This window comes from Pectobacterium sp. F1-1, assembly GCF_025643735.1.
Taxonomy (GTDB): Bacteria; Pseudomonadota; Gammaproteobacteria; order Enterobacterales; family Enterobacteriaceae; genus Pectobacterium; species Pectobacterium colocasium.
In genome coordinates, this window is the sequence record NZ_CP104733.1 from 322,414 (window position 1) to 338,325 (window position 15,912).

The following is a 15,912-nucleotide window of genomic DNA, read 5'->3' on the forward strand; positions in this document are numbered from 1 at the left end:
ATAGTGAATTAAGACATCGAGATACAAAGACTATGGATAAATTTCGTGTTCAGGGCCCAACCCGCTTAGCGGGGGAAGTGACCATTTCCGGCGCCAAGAATGCTGCGTTGCCCATCCTGTTCGCTGCGTTGCTCGCAGAAGAACCGGTAGAGATTCAAAACGTGCCGAAGCTGCGCGATATTGATACCACCATGAAGCTGCTTGGTCAGTTGGGGGCGCGCGTTGAGCGTAACGGCTCCGTTCATGTGGATGCCAGCGAGGTAAACGTATTCTGCGCGCCGTACGATCTGGTGAAAACCATGCGTGCATCCATCTGGGCGCTGGGGCCGCTGGTGGCGCGTTTTGGTCAAGGTCAGGTATCGCTGCCCGGCGGCTGTGCGATTGGCGCCCGCCCGGTAGATTTGCATATTTATGGTCTTGAGCAGCTTGGCGCGCAGATCGTGCTGGAAGAAGGCTACGTCAAAGCGACGGTTGATGGTCGCCTGAAAGGCGCACACATCGTGATGGATAAAGTAAGCGTGGGTGCCACGGTCACCATCATGAGCGCTGCAACGTTGGCGGAAGGCACCACGATTATTGAGAACGCCGCGCGTGAGCCGGAGATTGTCGATACGGCAAACTTCCTGAACACGCTGGGGGCGAAAATCAGCGGTGCAGGCAGCGATAAAATTACTATTGAAGGCGTCGCGCGTTTAGGCGGCGGCGTGTACCGCGTGGTGCCTGACCGCATTGAAACCGGGACATTCCTGGTGGCGGCAGCAGTATCTCGTGGACAGATTATCTGCCGCAATACCCGTCCTGATACGTTGGATGCGGTACTGGCGAAGCTGCGCGAAGCGGGCGCAGAGATCGAAATCGGCGAAGACTGGATCAGTCTGGATATGCACGGTAAGCGTCCGAAAGCCGTTACCGTTCGCACGTCACCGCACCCAGGCTTCCCGACCGATATGCAGGCGCAGTTCAGCCTGTTGAATCTGGTTGCGGAAGGAACGGGCGTGATTACCGAAACCATCTTCGAAAACCGCTTCATGCATGTGCCTGAGCTTATCCGCATGGGCGCGCAGGCGGAAATTGAGAGTAATACGGTGATTTGCCACGGCGTCGATAAGTTGTCTGGCGCACAGGTGATGGCGACCGACTTACGTGCGTCGGCCAGTCTGGTATTAGCGGGCTGTATCGCGGAAGGCGTGACGATAGTCGATCGTATTTATCATATCGATCGTGGCTATGATCGCATCGAAGACAAGCTGCGTGGATTAGGCGCAAATATCGAGCGCGTTAAAGAACACGAGTAATCGCTTCCGTTATTTGTCTTCACTCTCTATTTGTTTTCACTATGATGTTTTTTAGCCGGGTGGGTTCCCACCCGGTTTCTTGTTTGTCTGCTGATGGTGTTTTATCAACTTACGCTTTGAATACCGCTATTGGTTGGGAAATTCCTGAATCGTCATTTGTAGTGTGATTTGCTTATTATCGCGCTCAATAGTGACCGGAATGACGGTGCCGGGGCGTATTTCTGAAACTTGCTCCATGGTTTCAATAATCGATCGCGCTGGCTTATTGTTCACGCTCACGATGACGTCTTCAATGTGGATGCCGGCTTTATCCGCTGGTCCACCCGGATCGATAGTCTGAACGAGAATGCCTGTTAATCGCCCCTGTGCATCACGGCTGTTGGTCAACGTACTGTTCTCAAAGTTTTCGAGCTGTACACCATTGACGCCAATATAGCCACGCACGACGCGGCCATCGCGGATGAGCTTGCCCATCACCTTAGTCGCCAGCGCCACGGGAATCGCGAAGCTAATGCCTTCCGGCGTTTCGCCGTTGCTGCTTTTATCAAAAGAGAGAGTATTGATACCGACCAGTTCACCCAATGTATTGACGAGCGCGCCGCCGGAATTCCCGTGGTTAATGGAGGCATCGGTTTGCAGTAAATTTTGGCGTCCGACCTGGCTTCTTTGCTGACCATAAGCGCTGAGGCTGACGCGACCCGTGGCACTGATGACACCCTGCGTCACGGTTTGCCCCAGATTATAAGGGTTGCCGATTGCCATCACGACATCGCCAACGTGCGGTAGACGGTCGGAATTAATCGGAATAACGGGCAGGTTGACGCCATCAATTTGCAGCACAGCCAGATCGGTCAAAGAATCGGAACCGATCACGCGGGCTTCGTACAGCCTGCCGTCTGACAGTTCTATCTGGATCTGCTGCACGTTATTAATCACATGCTTGTTGGTTAAAATGTACCCTTTTTCATTCATGATGACGCCAGATCCGAGAGGATGAATAGCGACCTCACTGGGCTTTCCTTGATTGGCAACCCGGTTGTAAATATTAACCACAGCAGGCGCCGCACGGCTTACCCCCTGGTGGTAGCTGACGGGTGAACCATCAGTCTGTCTGCCACTGCTTTTCAGGAACGACGTACCAGACCCAATGAATGGGAGGACGGCCAGAATAATACCGGCGACGAGGGCACCAAAGAGTGCTGAACGTAATAACTTAGCAAGCATGGCCGTGATTTACTGTGAAAAAGAGAGGTAGGGGGAGGATATCACGAGAAGTTCGGACACCGCATGATTCGGTGTCCGATTTTTTTATGGCGTGCCATCCCTGGCCGCCACCCTTACGGGCCGTTGCTGATACAACGTTAAAAATTTCTCCCAGAAATTTTTTAACATCAACGGCTTTCTGCTTGGTTACGCTGCCGGAAAAGACGACAGGTGATTAACGTAGCAGCAGATAAATCGTTTCTTCGCCCCGGACAATATTCAGTGCCAGAACAGAAGGTTTCGCTTCCAGCAGTTTGCGCAGTTGCGTGATGTTTTCAATACGCTCGCGGTTTACGCCAATGATGATATCGCCTTTTTGCAGACCAACCTGGGCGGCTGGGGTGTCTTTGGCGACGTTATCAATCTGCACGCCTTTGCTGCCGTCTTTCAATTGGCCATTGGTCAGAGAAGCCCCCTGTAACGACGGTGAAAGCGTTTCGGCGCTGGTTGAAGCCGATGAACTGTTATCCAGCACGACGGATACTTCCTGCGGTTTACCATCACGCAGCAGGCCGATTTTCACGGTTTTTCCCGGCGCAGTGGTGCCGACTTTGGCCCTCAGTTCTGCAAAGCTGCTGATCGGCTTACCATCCAGCGTCGTCAGCACGTCGCCAGCCTTGATACCAGCTTTCGCGGCGGCAGATTTCGGTAAGACTTCGCTGACGAAGGCACCACGCTGTGCATCGACGTTGAAGGCTTTCGCCATCTCAGACGTCATTTCGCTGCCTTTAATACCCAGCAGCCCGCGTTTGACTTCGCCAAATTCAACCAGCTGCTGTGCCAGATTCTGAGCCATGTTGCTGGGGATAGCGAAACCGATGCCGATATTCCCGCCGCCCGGCGCCAGGATCGCGGTGTTAATACCGATCAGCTCACCGTTGAGGTTAACCAACGCGCCGCCGGAGTTGCCGCGGTTGATGGAGGCATCGGTCTGGATGAAGTTTTCCAACCCTTCCAGATTCAGCCCACTACGCCCCAACGCGGAAATAATACCGGAGGTCGCGGTCTGACCAAGACCAAACGGGTTACCCACGGCAACGGCGAAATCGCCGACGCGGAGTTGGTCGGAATCAGCCATTTTCACAGCAACCAGATTCTTGGCGTCATTCAGCTGTAGCAGGGCGATATCGGTCTGCTCGTCGCGACCAATCAGTTTCGCTTCATATTCACGTCCGTCATTAAGCTGGACGCGAATTTTGTCGGCGTTATTGATCACGTGGTTATTGGTAAGCACGTAACCTTTTGCGGCATCAATAATGACGCCAGAGCCCAGCCCTTCAAACGGACGAGAGCTTTGTTTGTCCGACGGGAAGTTTGGACCAAAGAAGAACTTGAACTCTTCCGGTACGCGCTGACGCTGTACCTGTGTACCTTCAACATGCACGCTGACGACGGCTGGCAACACTTTTTCCAGCATCGGGGCCAGGCTTGGCGTCTGTTGCCCTTGTACCACGGCAGGCAGCGCAGCATGCGCTGCGGGAAGCGTGGACAGGGTCAAACCTATACTCATTGCCAGTGCACTAAATAATAATGATGTTTTTTTCATTGTTATTAACTCTCTCACGGCCTGCGGATGAATAAAACGATGATATATAAACTTAAAGACACGGTGAAGAGTCAGACTGGCGATCAATGTGTAAAGTTCACTGCTGTTTCGTCAACAGATTGTAACTATCGCTTTTATACAATGTGTTAGCAGAAAAGCAGTGTGTTAGCAGAAAAACAATGTGTTAGCAGAAAAACAGCGCGTTAGTGGGAATCCGGTGTTATCGAAAATACTGTGTCATCGAACGATAGCAGCCTGCTGTGCGTGTCTTAAACGTACAAGCGCTTTAAGCGTAGAACAAGAGAGAGGAAAACGTGAGGCCAGGAAGCCTCACGCTGAAGAAGGTGAAAGAATTATTTGCGAATCGGGCGTTCGCCACGCAGCAGACCTGATGCACCATCAGAGTAATCGCGCGGTGGCATGTTCACCGGTGCCTGATCGTTATCCGCTTCTGATTCGGTCAAACGATATTTAAACGGATTATCCTGGCCGGGAACGTGGGGCAACAGGCTACTGGAACTTTTCGCCATGTGCTGATAAAGCTGACGATAGTCATCCGCCATGTTATCCAATAGCTCCGCACTGCGGGCGAAGTGACCAACCAGTTCCTGACGATAATCTTCCAGTTCGGTTTTGCTTTTCTCCAGCTCATTCTGCAATGCCTGCTGTTGCCGCAGCTTACGGTTACCAAAGCGCATGGCGACAGCACCAATAATAATACCGACAACTAAACCTATCAGCGCATACTCCCAAGTCATAATCGCTCCTATTTTGACGTCGTTGTCCCGTAGGGTTTTTCACTTAATAATAGTCACTATAACCGTTAACCTTGCCTGAGTGGAATCCTGATGCTCGATGACGGAAGGGAATGTTGACCCACCGCAGACATCAAGGTTGTCAACTGCGACGATTACGGCTTAAATCGACGGCAACACACAGCAAAACACGGCTAACTTTTTTCTCAGGGATTGCGATGGCTACTCCACAGATAACACAGCAGCAAACAACACCCTTGGCACTTTATCAGCAGGCGCTTTCCGTCGGTGAATATCAACCGGATGAGGTGCAACGGCAAACGGTTGTGCGTCTGGAAGCGATACATCAGGCATTATGCGCACGTGCTACTGATGAGCACTCGGGGGCATCCGGCCGCGTGGGGAAATGGCGTAGCTGGCTGGGACTGAGTGAGAAACGCGACTCTGCACCCGTGCAAGGGTTATATATGTGGGGCGGCGTTGGGCGCGGTAAAACCTGGCTGATGGATATGTTTTTTCACAGCCTGCCTGCTGAGCGCAAGATGCGCCTGCATTTTCATCGTTTTATGCTACGAGTGCATGAAGAACTGAACCAGTTTCAGGGGCAGGAAAATCCACTGGAAAAAGTGGCAGATGGCTTTAAAGCCGAAACCGACGTGCTGTGCTTCGATGAGTTTTTTGTCTCTGATATTACCGACGCTATGCTGCTGGCTGAACTACTGCGTGCGTTGTTTGCCCGCGGTATTGCGTTGGTGGCGACATCGAATATTCCGCCGGACGATCTCTACCGCAATGGACTACAACGCGCCCGTTTTCTTCCTGCGATTGAGCTGATTAAACAGCACTGTGAAGTGCGTAATGTCGATGCGGGTATCGATTATCGTCTACGCACGCTGACGCAGGCACACCTTTATCTTTCTCCGCTGGATGAAGAAACCGATGCCGCGATGCGGCAGATGTTTACCCGCCTGACAGGCAAACAGTGGCAGACACCGGGACCGGTGCTGGAAATCAATCATCGCCCGTTGGCGACGCTCGGCGTGAGTGACGGCGTGCTGGCGGTGGATTTCCACACGCTATGCACCGAAGCGCGTAGCCAGAATGATTACATTGCGCTTTCGCGCCTCTACCATACGATGCTGCTGCACAATGTGACGGTGATGGAAACGAAGGAAGAAAACACGGCCCGCCGTTTTCTGGCGCTGGTGGACGAGTGCTACGAGCGCCGCATCAAATTGATTATTTCTGCGCAGGCATCCATGTTTGAGATTTATCAGGGAGAACACCTGAAATTTGAATATCAGCGCTGTCTATCCCGTTTGCAGGAAATGCAAAGCGAAGAGTACTTACGACAGCCTCATTTGGCGTAACGCAGGCTGCGGTTTTTTAGTCATTTGCGAGTGAAAAAAGGTCGATCTTTGAGAATGACTTCTCTATAATCTTGCGACCCCACGTTACAACAAAGTTTTTTTCCCAAAAACTTTATAGTGCCGGCAATGGCTATTCGAAGGGGTAGGTTTGCTGGACTTGATGGTCGTGTGAGCCTCAACTGTTTTTGAGCGTTTGGGTGTTCACCAACGTGTAACTAATTATTGGGTAAGCTTTTAATGAAAACTTTTACAGCTAAACCAGAAACCGTAAAACGCGACTGGTACGTTGTTGATGCGAACGGTAAAACTTTAGGCCGTCTCGCTACTGAACTGGCTCGTCGTCTGCGCGGCAAGCATAAAGCGGAATACACCCCGCACGTTGATACAGGTGATTACATCATCGTTCTGAACGCTGACAAAGTTGCTGTAACTGGCAACAAGCGTAACGACAAGATTTATTATCACCACACCGGCCACATCGGTGGTATCAAACAAGCGACCTTTGAAGAGATGATTGCCCGCCGTCCTGAGCGTGTGATTGAAATCGCGGTTAAAGGCATGCTGCCGAAGGGCCCGTTGGGTCGTGCTATGTTCCGTAAACTGAAAGTTTACGCGGGCACCGAGCACAATCACGCGGCACAGCAACCGCAAGTTCTGGACATTTAATCGGGATTATAGGCAATGGCTGAAAATCAATACTACGGCACTGGTCGCCGCAAAAGCTCCGCCGCTCGCGTGTTCATCAAACCGGGCAGCGGTAACATCGTTATCAACCAGCGTAGTCTGGAACAGTACTTCGGTCGCGAAACTGCCCGCATGGTAGTTCGCCAGCCGCTGGAACTGGTCGACATGGTTGAGAAACTGGATCTGTACATCACCGTTAAAGGTGGTGGTATCTCTGGTCAGGCTGGTGCGATCCGTCACGGTATCACCCGCGCTCTGATGGAGTATGATGAGTCTCTGCGTAGCGAACTGCGTAAAGCAGGCTTCGTTACTCGTGATGCTCGTCAGGTTGAACGTAAGAAAGTCGGCCTGCGTAAAGCACGTCGTCGTCCTCAGTTCTCCAAGCGTTAATTTCTTGCTGCTTTGCAGCGAAATCAATGCGAAAAACCCGGTGCTGGTCACCGGGTTTTTTATGCCTGAAAATAAATTTCCTCGAAATATACGCTTTACTTTCCGTATGTTAGCGATGAAGTTGCGCTTATATCCCCACAAAACGAACAAAATCTGATAAGCTATTCGCCGATTTTATGCCTGTGTGCCAGCTATCACGTAGCGGTTTAAACGCTGGGTTTTGTCCGGTGACGTTTACACACATTGGCGAGCAGCATTTCGAATAGCGGTTTGCAGGTTATTGACTGCACGGTTATTCGCCATATTTTCTCGATAAACTTGGAGGTTTTCATGGCTGTCGCTGCCAACAAACGTTCGGTAATGACGCTGTTTTCTGGTCCATCCGACATTTTTAGCCATCAGGTACGCATCGTATTGGCGGAAAAAGGTGTGAGTGTCGAGATTGAGCAGGTAGACATGGATAATCTGCCTCAGGATCTTATTGACCTCAATCCTTACGGTTCCGTGCCAACGCTGGTCGATCGCGAACTGACGCTCTATGAATCACGCATCATCATGGAGTATCTGGATGAACGTTTTCCTCATCCTCCGCTAATGCCTGTCTATCCGGTTGCACGCGGTAATAGCCGCCTGATGATGCATCGCATTGAGAGCGACTGGTATTCTTTACTGAAGAAAATTACTCATGGCAGCGCGCAAGAAGCGGATGCGGCGCGTAAGCAACTGCGTGAAGAACTGCTGGCCATCGCTCCGGTGTTCAACGAAGCGCCTTATTTCATGAGTGAAGAGTTCAGCCTGGTAGATTGCTATCTGGCCCCGCTGCTGTGGCGTTTGCCGCAGTTAGGCATTGAGCTGAGTGGTTCGGGCGCGAAAGAGTTGAAAGGCTACATGACACGCGTCTTTGAGCGTGATGCGTTCCTGGCTTCCCTGACGGAAGTGGAACGTGAAATGCGTTTGCAAACCCGAGGTTAAACTGTATGGCGTTGTCTCAACTGTCTCCGCGTCGTCCGTATTTATTGCGGGCTTTTTATGATTGGTTGCTGGATAACCAATTAACACCTCACCTGGTGGTAGATGTCACTCTGCCGGGTGTTATGGTGCCGATGGAGTTCGCCCGTGACGGCCAGATCGTGCTGAATATCGCACCGCGCGCTGTTGGCGGCCTTGAGTTAGCTGATGACAGCGTTCGTTTCAATGCCCGTTTTGGTGGTGTACCGCGTCAGGTCTACGTGCCGATGGCGGCCGTAATGGCGATTTATGCACGTGAGAACGGGGCTGGAACGATGTTTGAGCCCGAGCCTGCTTACGAAGAATCCGCAGGTGAATTTGAAGACTTCCAGGAAGGCGCCCCCTCTTCAGGGACGGTGATGTCGATTGTCGAGAGTCCGCCTGATTCTGAAACCCCTAACGATGGTTCCGGTTCTGATGATGAACCGCCACAGCCGCCTAAAGGTGGCAGACCGTCGCTGAGGGTGGTTAAATAATGCCCTTTCAAGGGCACCACTGCGGTGCCCTTTTCTATTCCTGCCTTTAGCTAACCATTTGTTTGATAAATGTTTGTTAGCAAAATATATCGTTAACTGAACACCATTCCGCCATCAATCAATAGCGATTGCCCCGTCATATAGTCGGAATCGTGGCTGGCCAGATAGGATACGCAGGCGGCGACATCTTCGGGTTCAGAAAGGCGACCCAGCGTAATGCGCTTGGCGAATTCTTCCGTCGCATAGCCACGCGGTTTCCCTGCGGATTCGGAGATCTTCCGATCGATTTCATCCCACATTGGCGTTTTTACAATGCCCGGGCAGTAACCGTTGACGGTGATGCCCAGCGGCGCTAAATCACGTGCGGCAGTTTGTGTTAGGCCGCGAACCGCAAATTTACTTGAGCTGTAGACGGCGAGTTCAGGGTTGCCCACATGTCCGGCCTGCGAACAGGCATTGATGATTTTTCCGCCGTGCCCCAGAGATTTAAAGGCGTCGAGCGCAGCCTGAATCCCCCAGATAACGCCTTTGACGTTGATGTTGTAAACGCGATCGATGACTTCCGGCGTGATGTCTTCAATCAGGGTTGAAGGGGCAACGCCGGCGTTATTGACGATGACGTTAAAGTCACCAAAGCGCTTTTTGGTTGCGGCAACGGCAGCGAAAACGGCCTCACGATCCGCGACGTCTGCCTGTAGTGCGATAGCCTGTCCGCCCGTTTTTTCGATTTCCTGCGCCACACTGCGCGCCGTTTCCTGATTGTAATCCACGATGGCGACGGCAAAACCGTCGGCCGCCAGTCTGAGAGCAATAGCGCGGCCAATACCTTGACCGGCTCCTGTTACAAGTGCCACTTCGACTGTCATAGTTCCTCCTTAATGAAATCCAATCTCAATAAAGACAAGTAAATGCCGGAGGTAAGTGTAGGCCTTTAACGTGATATTGCAGGATTTATTACGAAAAGTTCTTTAGGGAGAAGTGGAAAGATAAAGGTTTTATTGGACTTTATGGTGTGATGTTCCGCAGGGAGATGAGCTGATTGTCATCGGCTGCTAACCGAAATTTCAGGTAAGGGCGGAAAAAGAAAAGGGCAGCCAGCGCTGCCCTTAAGAGAAGTGGGTCGTTTTTACACTTCCACGTTTTTACACTTCCACGTTTTTACACTTCCAGATAGTTCATGATGCCATCAGCGGCTTTACGGCCTTCTGCGATAGCGGTGACCACCAGATCGGAACCACGTACCGCATCGCCGCCCGCAAAAATTTTCGGGTTACTGGTCTGGAAGGCGTTATCACAGCTTTCTGGTGCGACAATGCGACCTTGATCGTCCAGTTTGACGTCATGTTCTGCCAGCCACGCCATTTTGTGCGGACGGAAGCCGAACGCCATGATGACCGCATCGGCTTCCAGAACGTGTTCGGAACCCTCTACGATTTCAGGACGGCGACGCCCGTTGGCATCTGGTGCACCCAGTGCAGTACGCGCCATTTTCACACCGCACACTTTGCCAGCGCCGTTGATCTCGACGCTTAACGGTTGCAGGTTGAATTTGAACTCGACGCCTTCTTCACGCGCGTTTTTCACTTCGCGTTTGGAACCCGGCATGTTCTCTTCATCGCGACGATAGGCACAGGTCACGTGCGTTGAACCCTGACGAATTGAGGTGCGCACGCAGTCCATTGCGGTGTCACCACCGCCCAGCACCACTACGCGTTTCCCTTGCATGCTGACGTAAGGCTCGTCTACTGCTGCTTCAAAGCCCATCAGCTGCTTGGTGTTGGCGATCAGGAACGGCAGCGCATCGTAGACACCCTGAGCGTCTTCATTGTCCAATCCGCCACGCATAGACTGATAGGTGCCGACGCCGAGGAAGACGGCATCGTATTCGTCCAGCAGCGCTTTCATCTGCACATCTTTGCCGACTTCGGTGTTCAGGCGGAATTCGATGCCCATCTCGGTGAAAATCTCACGACGTTTCACCATTACCTCTTTTTCCAGCTTGAAAGAGGGGATACCGAAGGTCAGAAGGCCACCGATCTCGGGATGACGATCGAAAACGACGGCCTGTACGCCATTGCGTGCCAGCACGTCGGCACAGGCCAGCCCTGCCGGGCCAGCACCAATGATGGCGACGCGCTTGCCGGTCGGTTTGACGTTGGCAACGCTTGGCTTCCAGCCCATTTCGATCGCTTTATCATTGATATAGCGCTCGATGTTGCCGATGGTGACCGCGCCGAACTCATCATTCAGCGTACAGGAACCTTCACACAGACGATCCTGCGGGCACACGCGACCGCAGACTTCCGGCAGGCTGTTGGTTTGGTGCGATAACTCAGCCGCTTCGATAATGCGGCCTTCGTTCGCCAGCTTCAGCCAGTTCGGGATATAGTTGTGTACCGGACATTTCCACTCACAGTAAGGGTTACCGCAGGACAGGCAGCGATCTGCCTGAGCTTTGGACTGGCTTTCTGAGAACGGCTCGTAGATCTCAACAAATTCAATTTTACGAATCTTTAGCGGTTTCTTGGGCGGATCAACGCGCTGTAAGTCGATAAACTGGTAAACATTCTGACTCATGATGACCTCTTACTGCGCCTGAACCCGCAGCTCGGCTGCGGAACGACTACGGTGACCCAACAATGCCTTCACATCACTTGACTTCGGTTTCACCAGAGCAAACTTCGGTGCCCAGGTCGGCCAGTTAGCGAGGATCTCTTCTCCGCGGTGTGAACCGGTATTCTGTACGTGCTCGGTGATCAGACCACGCAGATGCTCTTCATGAATAGCCAGTTCTTCGACATCCAGCACTTCCACCAGTTCCGGGTTAACGCGTTTGTGGAATTCACCGTCTTCATCCAGCACGTAGGCGAATCCACCGGTCATGCCTGCGCCAAAGTTCACGCCAGTACGACCCAGCACGCAGACGATACCGCCCGTCATGTATTCACAGCCATTATCGCCGATGCCTTCTACCACGGTGATACAGCCGGAGTTACGTACGGCGAAACGTTCACCCGCACGGCCTGCGGCAAACAGCTTACCGCCAGTCGCACCGTAGAGACAGGTGTTACCGATGATGCTGGCTTCGTGGCTGCGGAAGGCGGAACCCACCGGAGGACGCACGGAGATGCTGCCACCCGCCATGCCTTTGCCCACGTAGTCGTTGGCATCGCCGGTTAATTTCAGTTCCACGCCGCCTGCGTTCCAGACGCCAAAGCTCTGCCCTGCGGTACCGGAGAAGTGAGCTTTAATCGGATCGCCCGCCAGCCCTTGATCGCCATGTTTCTCGGCAATCGCACCGGACAACGTCGCGCCGACGGAGCGATCGGTGTTGCGGATATCGAAGTAGAGCGCTTTGCCCTGTTTCGAATCGATGTGCGGCTGTGCCTGTGCCAGCAGCTCTTTGTTCAGCAAGCCCTTATCGAACGACAGGTTGCTTTCAGTGCAGTACAGCGCTTTGCCCGGCTGAGGCTGTGCAGCGTGCAGCAGCGGCGACAGATCCAGCTTATTCTGTTTCGCGCTGAAACCGTCCAGTTCAACCAGCAAATCGGTACGACCAATCAGATCGACCAGACGGCTGACGCCCAGCTCTGCCATCAGCACGCGGGTTTCATGCGCGATGAACTGGAAGTAGTTGGTTACACGCTCAGGCAGACCGTGGTAGTGATCGCGACGCAGCTTCTCATCCTGTGTGGCAACGCCGGTCGCACAGTTGTTCAGGTGGCAGATACGCAGGTATTTACAGCCCAGCGCGACCATTGGCCCGGTACCGAAGCCGAAGCTTTCCGCACCCAGAATCGCTGCTTTGACGATATCCAGACCGGTTTTCAGGCCACCGTCCACCTGAAGGCGGATTTTGTGGCGCAAACCGTTGGATACCAAAGCTTGCTGTGTTTCTACCAGACCCAGTTCCCACGGGCAGCCCGCGTATTTCACGGAAGACAGTGGGCTGGCACCGGTACCGCCGTCGTAACCAGCGATGGTAATCAGGTCGGCATACGCCTTGGCAACACCTGTAGCGATAGTTCCGACACCCGGTTCGGACACCAGTTTTACCGAAATCATCGCTTTCGGGTTGACCTGCTTCAGATCGAAAATCAGCTGAGCCAGATCTTCGATAGAGTAAATGTCGTGGTGCGGTGGTGGTGAAATCAGCGTCACGCCCGGCACGGAATAGCGCAGACGGGCAATGTACGGTGTGACTTTATCACCCGGTAACTGACCGCCTTCGCCCGGCTTCGCGCCCTGTGCCACTTTAATCTGAATCACATCGGCGTTAACCAGATAGGCTGGCGTCACACCAAAGCGACCAGAAGCAACCTGCTTGATACGGGACACTTTATTGGTGCCGTAACGCGCCGGATCTTCGCCGCCTTCACCAGAGTTGGAGAAACCGCCCAGTCCGTTCATCGCTTCAGCCAGCGATTCATGGGCTTCGGGGCTGAGTGCACCGATGGACATGGCCGCGGTATCGAAGCGTTTGAACATTTCAGAGGCTGGTTCAACGTCGTCGATCGCGATGGCTGCGCCTTCCTGCGGTTTCAACGCCAGCAGGTCACGTAATGTAGCCGCCGGACGCTCGTTAACCAGTTTGGCGTATTGTTCGTAATCGCTGTATTCCCCGGTTTTCACCGCTGTTTGCAGCGTGGTGACGACATCCGGGTTGTAAGCATGGTATTCGCCGCCGTGAACAAATTTCAGCAGGCCGCCCTGTTCCAGCGTTTTGCGTTTCAGCCAGGCGCGCTTGGACAGGTTCAGCAGATCCTGTTCGAAGTCGCTGTAATTTGCCCCGCCAATGCGGCTGACGACACCCAGGAAGCATTGCGTCGATACATCTTTGTGCAGGCCCACGGCTTCAAACAGCTTGGAGCAGCGATAAGACGCAATCGTCGAGATGCCCATTTTGGACATAATCTTGTACAGGCCTTTATTGATGCCGTTACGGTAGTTCAACATCACGGCACGATAAGGTTTGTCGATCGTGTGGTTATCCACCATCCGCGCCAGCGTTTCGTAGGCGAGGTAAGGGTAGATAGCCGTCGCACCAAAGCCTAACAACACGGCAAAGTGGTGCGGATCGCGTGCGCTGGCAGTTTCGACAATGATGTTGGCATCACAACGCAGGCTCTTTTCGACCAGACGGCGCTGAACGGCACCGACGGCCATTGGCGCAGGGACTGGCAAGCGTGATTCGCTAATGCCACGGTCAGACAGCACCAGCAGAACGGCACCGTCTCTGACTTTGCTTTCTGCTTCGTCACACAGTTTCTCGATGGTCTGTTGCAGCGTTTGCTGCGACGGATCAAACGTCAGATCCAGCGTGTCGGCGCGATAGTGCAGCTCATCCTGCGATGTCAGCTGTGTGAAGTCGGAGTAAAGCAGGATTGGCGATTTAAAGCTCAGACGGTGAGCTTGACCTTCCGCTTCACAGAAGACGTTCATTTCACGGCCAATGCTGGTCGCCAGAGACATCACATGCGCTTCGCGCAGCGGATCGATTGGCGGGTTGGTCACCTGCGCGAACTGCTGACGGAAGTAGTCATAAATGATGCGTGGACGGCTGGACAGCACGGCGAACGGCGTATCGTCGCCCATCGACCCCGTAGCTTCCTGACCATTTTCACCCAGCACGCGAATGACTTGATCCAACTCTTCGCTGCTGTAACCGTACTGCTTCTGGAAGGTCTCCAGCAGCTCATCGTCGAATTCACGGCTGCCGACCTGATCGTCTGGCAACTCTTCAAACGGCACGAGGCGCTTAACGTTTTTCTCCATCCACTCTTTGTAAGGGTGGCGGCTTTTCAGATCGTCATCGGTTTCAGCAGAGTGCAGGATACGGCCACTGCGGGTGTCGATCACCATCAGTTCGCCCGGACCGACGCGGCCTTTTTCAACCACTTCATCCGGCTGATAATCCCAGATACCGACTTCAGACGCGCAGGTGATCAGCTTGTCTTTGGTGATGACGTAGCGCGCAGGGCGCAGGCCGTTACGATCCAGGTTACAGGCGGCATAGCGCCCGTCGGACATAACAATACCGGCAGGGCCATCCCACGGCTCCATGTGCATGGAGTTAAAGTCGAAGAAGGCGCGCAGTTCAGGATCCATATCCGGGTTGTTCTGCCAGGCTGGCGGAACCAGCAGGCGCATCGCGCGGATGATATCCATCCCGCCGCTCAGGAACAGTTCCAGCATGTTATCCAGCGAGCTAGAGTCAGAACCGGTTTCGTTGACGAACGGCGCGGCATCCTGCAAATCTGGGATCAGCGGGGTTTTGAATTTGTAAGCGCGCGCGCGTGCCCACTGGCGGTTACCAGCAATGGTGTTGATCTCACCGTTATGTGCCAGATAGCGGAACGGCTGCGCCAGCGGCCAGCGGGGTACCGTGTTGGTTGAGAAACGCTGGTGGAACAGACAGATCGAGGATTCCAGACGCAGATCGGCAAGATCGAGGTAGAAGCGCGGCAGATCCGCCGGCATACACAGACCTTTATAGATCGTGACCAAATTGGAGAAGCTACAAACGTAGAACTCTTTGTCTTCGATACGCTTTTCGATACGGCGACGCGCCATGAACAGACGGCGTTCCATATCACGTTGACGCCAGCCTGCCGGGGCGTTAACGAAAATTTGCTCAATACGCGGCATGGATGACAGGGCAATTTCACCCAGCACATCCGGATTGGTTGGCACTTCACGCCAGCCCAGTACGGACAGCGTTTCGTTCTGCAACTCTTCTTCTACAATCCGACGGGTGGCGCGAGCCAGATCTTCGTCCTGATTGAGAAACATCATGCCAACGGCGTAGTTTTTGGCTAAACGCCAGCCGTGCTCTTCCGCCACCAGACGAAAGAAACGGTCTGGCTTCTGAAGTAATAAACCGCAGCCGTCGCCAGTCTTGCCGTCAGCAAGGATTGCGCCACGGTGCTGCATACGTGCGAGCGCGTGAATCGCGGTACGCACTACTTTGTGGCTCGGCTCACCTTCTATATGGGCGATTAATCCGAAACCACAGTTATCTCTCTCTTGGGATGCATCGTACAACATATTAGTGAACCTCCCCAGGCTCTGTGTGACTCTCACAACCTACTGCGAGAAAGCACCGTGGCGTCGAGCGGCTAGTAT

At 53.3% G+C, this 15,912-nt stretch carries 12 protein-coding genes; 6 read left to right on the plus strand and 6 right to left on the minus strand.

Going from position 1 to position 15,912, the window contains the following annotated elements:
• The first annotated feature begins 32 nt into the window (after positions 1 to 32).
• Positions 33 to 1,295, plus strand: a complete 1,263-nt coding sequence (gene murA / locus NAL19_RS01490; RefSeq protein ID WP_225086585.1) for a UDP-N-acetylglucosamine 1-carboxyvinyltransferase — start codon at positions 33 to 35, stop codon at positions 1,293 to 1,295.
• Between the two features lie 126 nt (positions 1,296 to 1,421).
• On the opposite strand, the gene degS is transcribed toward murA, so the two are convergent.
• From degS to zapG, 3 genes are all read right to left on the minus strand, one after another.
• Entirely contained in the window at positions 1,422 to 2,519 is a 1,098-nt protein-coding gene (gene degS, locus NAL19_RS01495) for an outer membrane-stress sensor serine endopeptidase DegS (RefSeq protein ID WP_263058553.1), read from the minus strand.
• A 214-nt stretch (positions 2,520 to 2,733) separates the two neighbouring features.
• Complete coding sequence (degQ, locus tag NAL19_RS01500; protein WP_263058554.1) at positions 2,734 to 4,104, minus strand: serine endoprotease DegQ; 1,371 nt, start codon at positions 4,102 to 4,104, stop codon at positions 2,734 to 2,736.
• Positions 4,105 to 4,457: 353 nt separating this feature from the next.
• Positions 4,458 to 4,862 (minus strand): Z-ring associated protein ZapG, encoded by a 405-nt coding sequence (zapG, locus tag NAL19_RS01505; RefSeq protein ID WP_225086588.1) that lies wholly within the window; start codon positions 4,860 to 4,862, stop codon positions 4,458 to 4,460.
• Between the two features lie 215 nt (positions 4,863 to 5,077).
• On the opposite strand from zapG, the gene zapE reads away from it, so the two are divergent.
• The 5 genes from zapE to sspB all read left to right on the plus strand — a co-directional run bounded on the left by zapE (position 5,078) and on the right by sspB (position 8,787).
• On the plus strand, positions 5,078 to 6,229 hold the full coding sequence (zapE, locus tag NAL19_RS01510) for a cell division protein ZapE (RefSeq protein WP_263058555.1): 1,152 nt from the start codon (positions 5,078 to 5,080) through the stop codon (positions 6,227 to 6,229).
• Between the two features lie 237 nt (positions 6,230 to 6,466).
• Complete coding sequence (rplM, locus tag NAL19_RS01515) at positions 6,467 to 6,895, plus strand: 50S ribosomal protein L13 (protein WP_012773011.1); 429 nt, start codon at positions 6,467 to 6,469, stop codon at positions 6,893 to 6,895.
• Between the two features lie 15 nt (positions 6,896 to 6,910).
• On the plus strand, positions 6,911 to 7,303 hold the full coding sequence (gene rpsI, locus NAL19_RS01520) for a 30S ribosomal protein S9 (RefSeq protein WP_263058556.1): 393 nt from the start codon (positions 6,911 to 6,913) through the stop codon (positions 7,301 to 7,303).
• A gap of 330 nt (positions 7,304 to 7,633) precedes the next feature.
• The gene (sspA, locus tag NAL19_RS01525; protein WP_005975503.1) at positions 7,634 to 8,275 is read left to right on the plus strand and encodes a stringent starvation protein SspA; all 642 of its coding nucleotides are present in this window, start codon (positions 7,634 to 7,636) and stop codon (positions 8,273 to 8,275) included.
• 5 nt (positions 8,276 to 8,280) lie between these two features.
• The gene (sspB, locus tag NAL19_RS01530; RefSeq protein ID WP_225086590.1) at positions 8,281 to 8,787 is read left to right on the plus strand and encodes a ClpXP protease specificity-enhancing factor; all 507 of its coding nucleotides are present in this window, start codon (positions 8,281 to 8,283) and stop codon (positions 8,785 to 8,787) included.
• A gap of 92 nt (positions 8,788 to 8,879) precedes the next feature.
• Here sspB and NAL19_RS01535 read toward each other — a convergent pair whose 3' ends face one another.
• The 3 genes from NAL19_RS01535 to gltB form a co-directional block, all read right to left on the minus strand.
• On the minus strand, positions 8,880 to 9,653 hold the full coding sequence (locus NAL19_RS01535) for a (S)-acetoin forming diacetyl reductase (RefSeq protein ID WP_263058557.1): 774 nt from the start codon (positions 9,651 to 9,653) through the stop codon (positions 8,880 to 8,882).
• A 292-nt stretch (positions 9,654 to 9,945) separates the two neighbouring features.
• Positions 9,946 to 11,364, minus strand: coding sequence for a glutamate synthase small subunit (locus NAL19_RS01540; protein ID WP_180743572.1), 1,419 nt, complete (start codon positions 11,362 to 11,364; stop codon positions 9,946 to 9,948).
• Positions 11,365 to 11,373: 9 nt separating this feature from the next.
• Entirely contained in the window at positions 11,374 to 15,834 is a 4,461-nt protein-coding gene (gene gltB, locus NAL19_RS01545; protein WP_263058558.1) for a glutamate synthase large subunit, read from the minus strand.
• Positions 15,835 to 15,912: the final 78 nt, after the last annotated feature.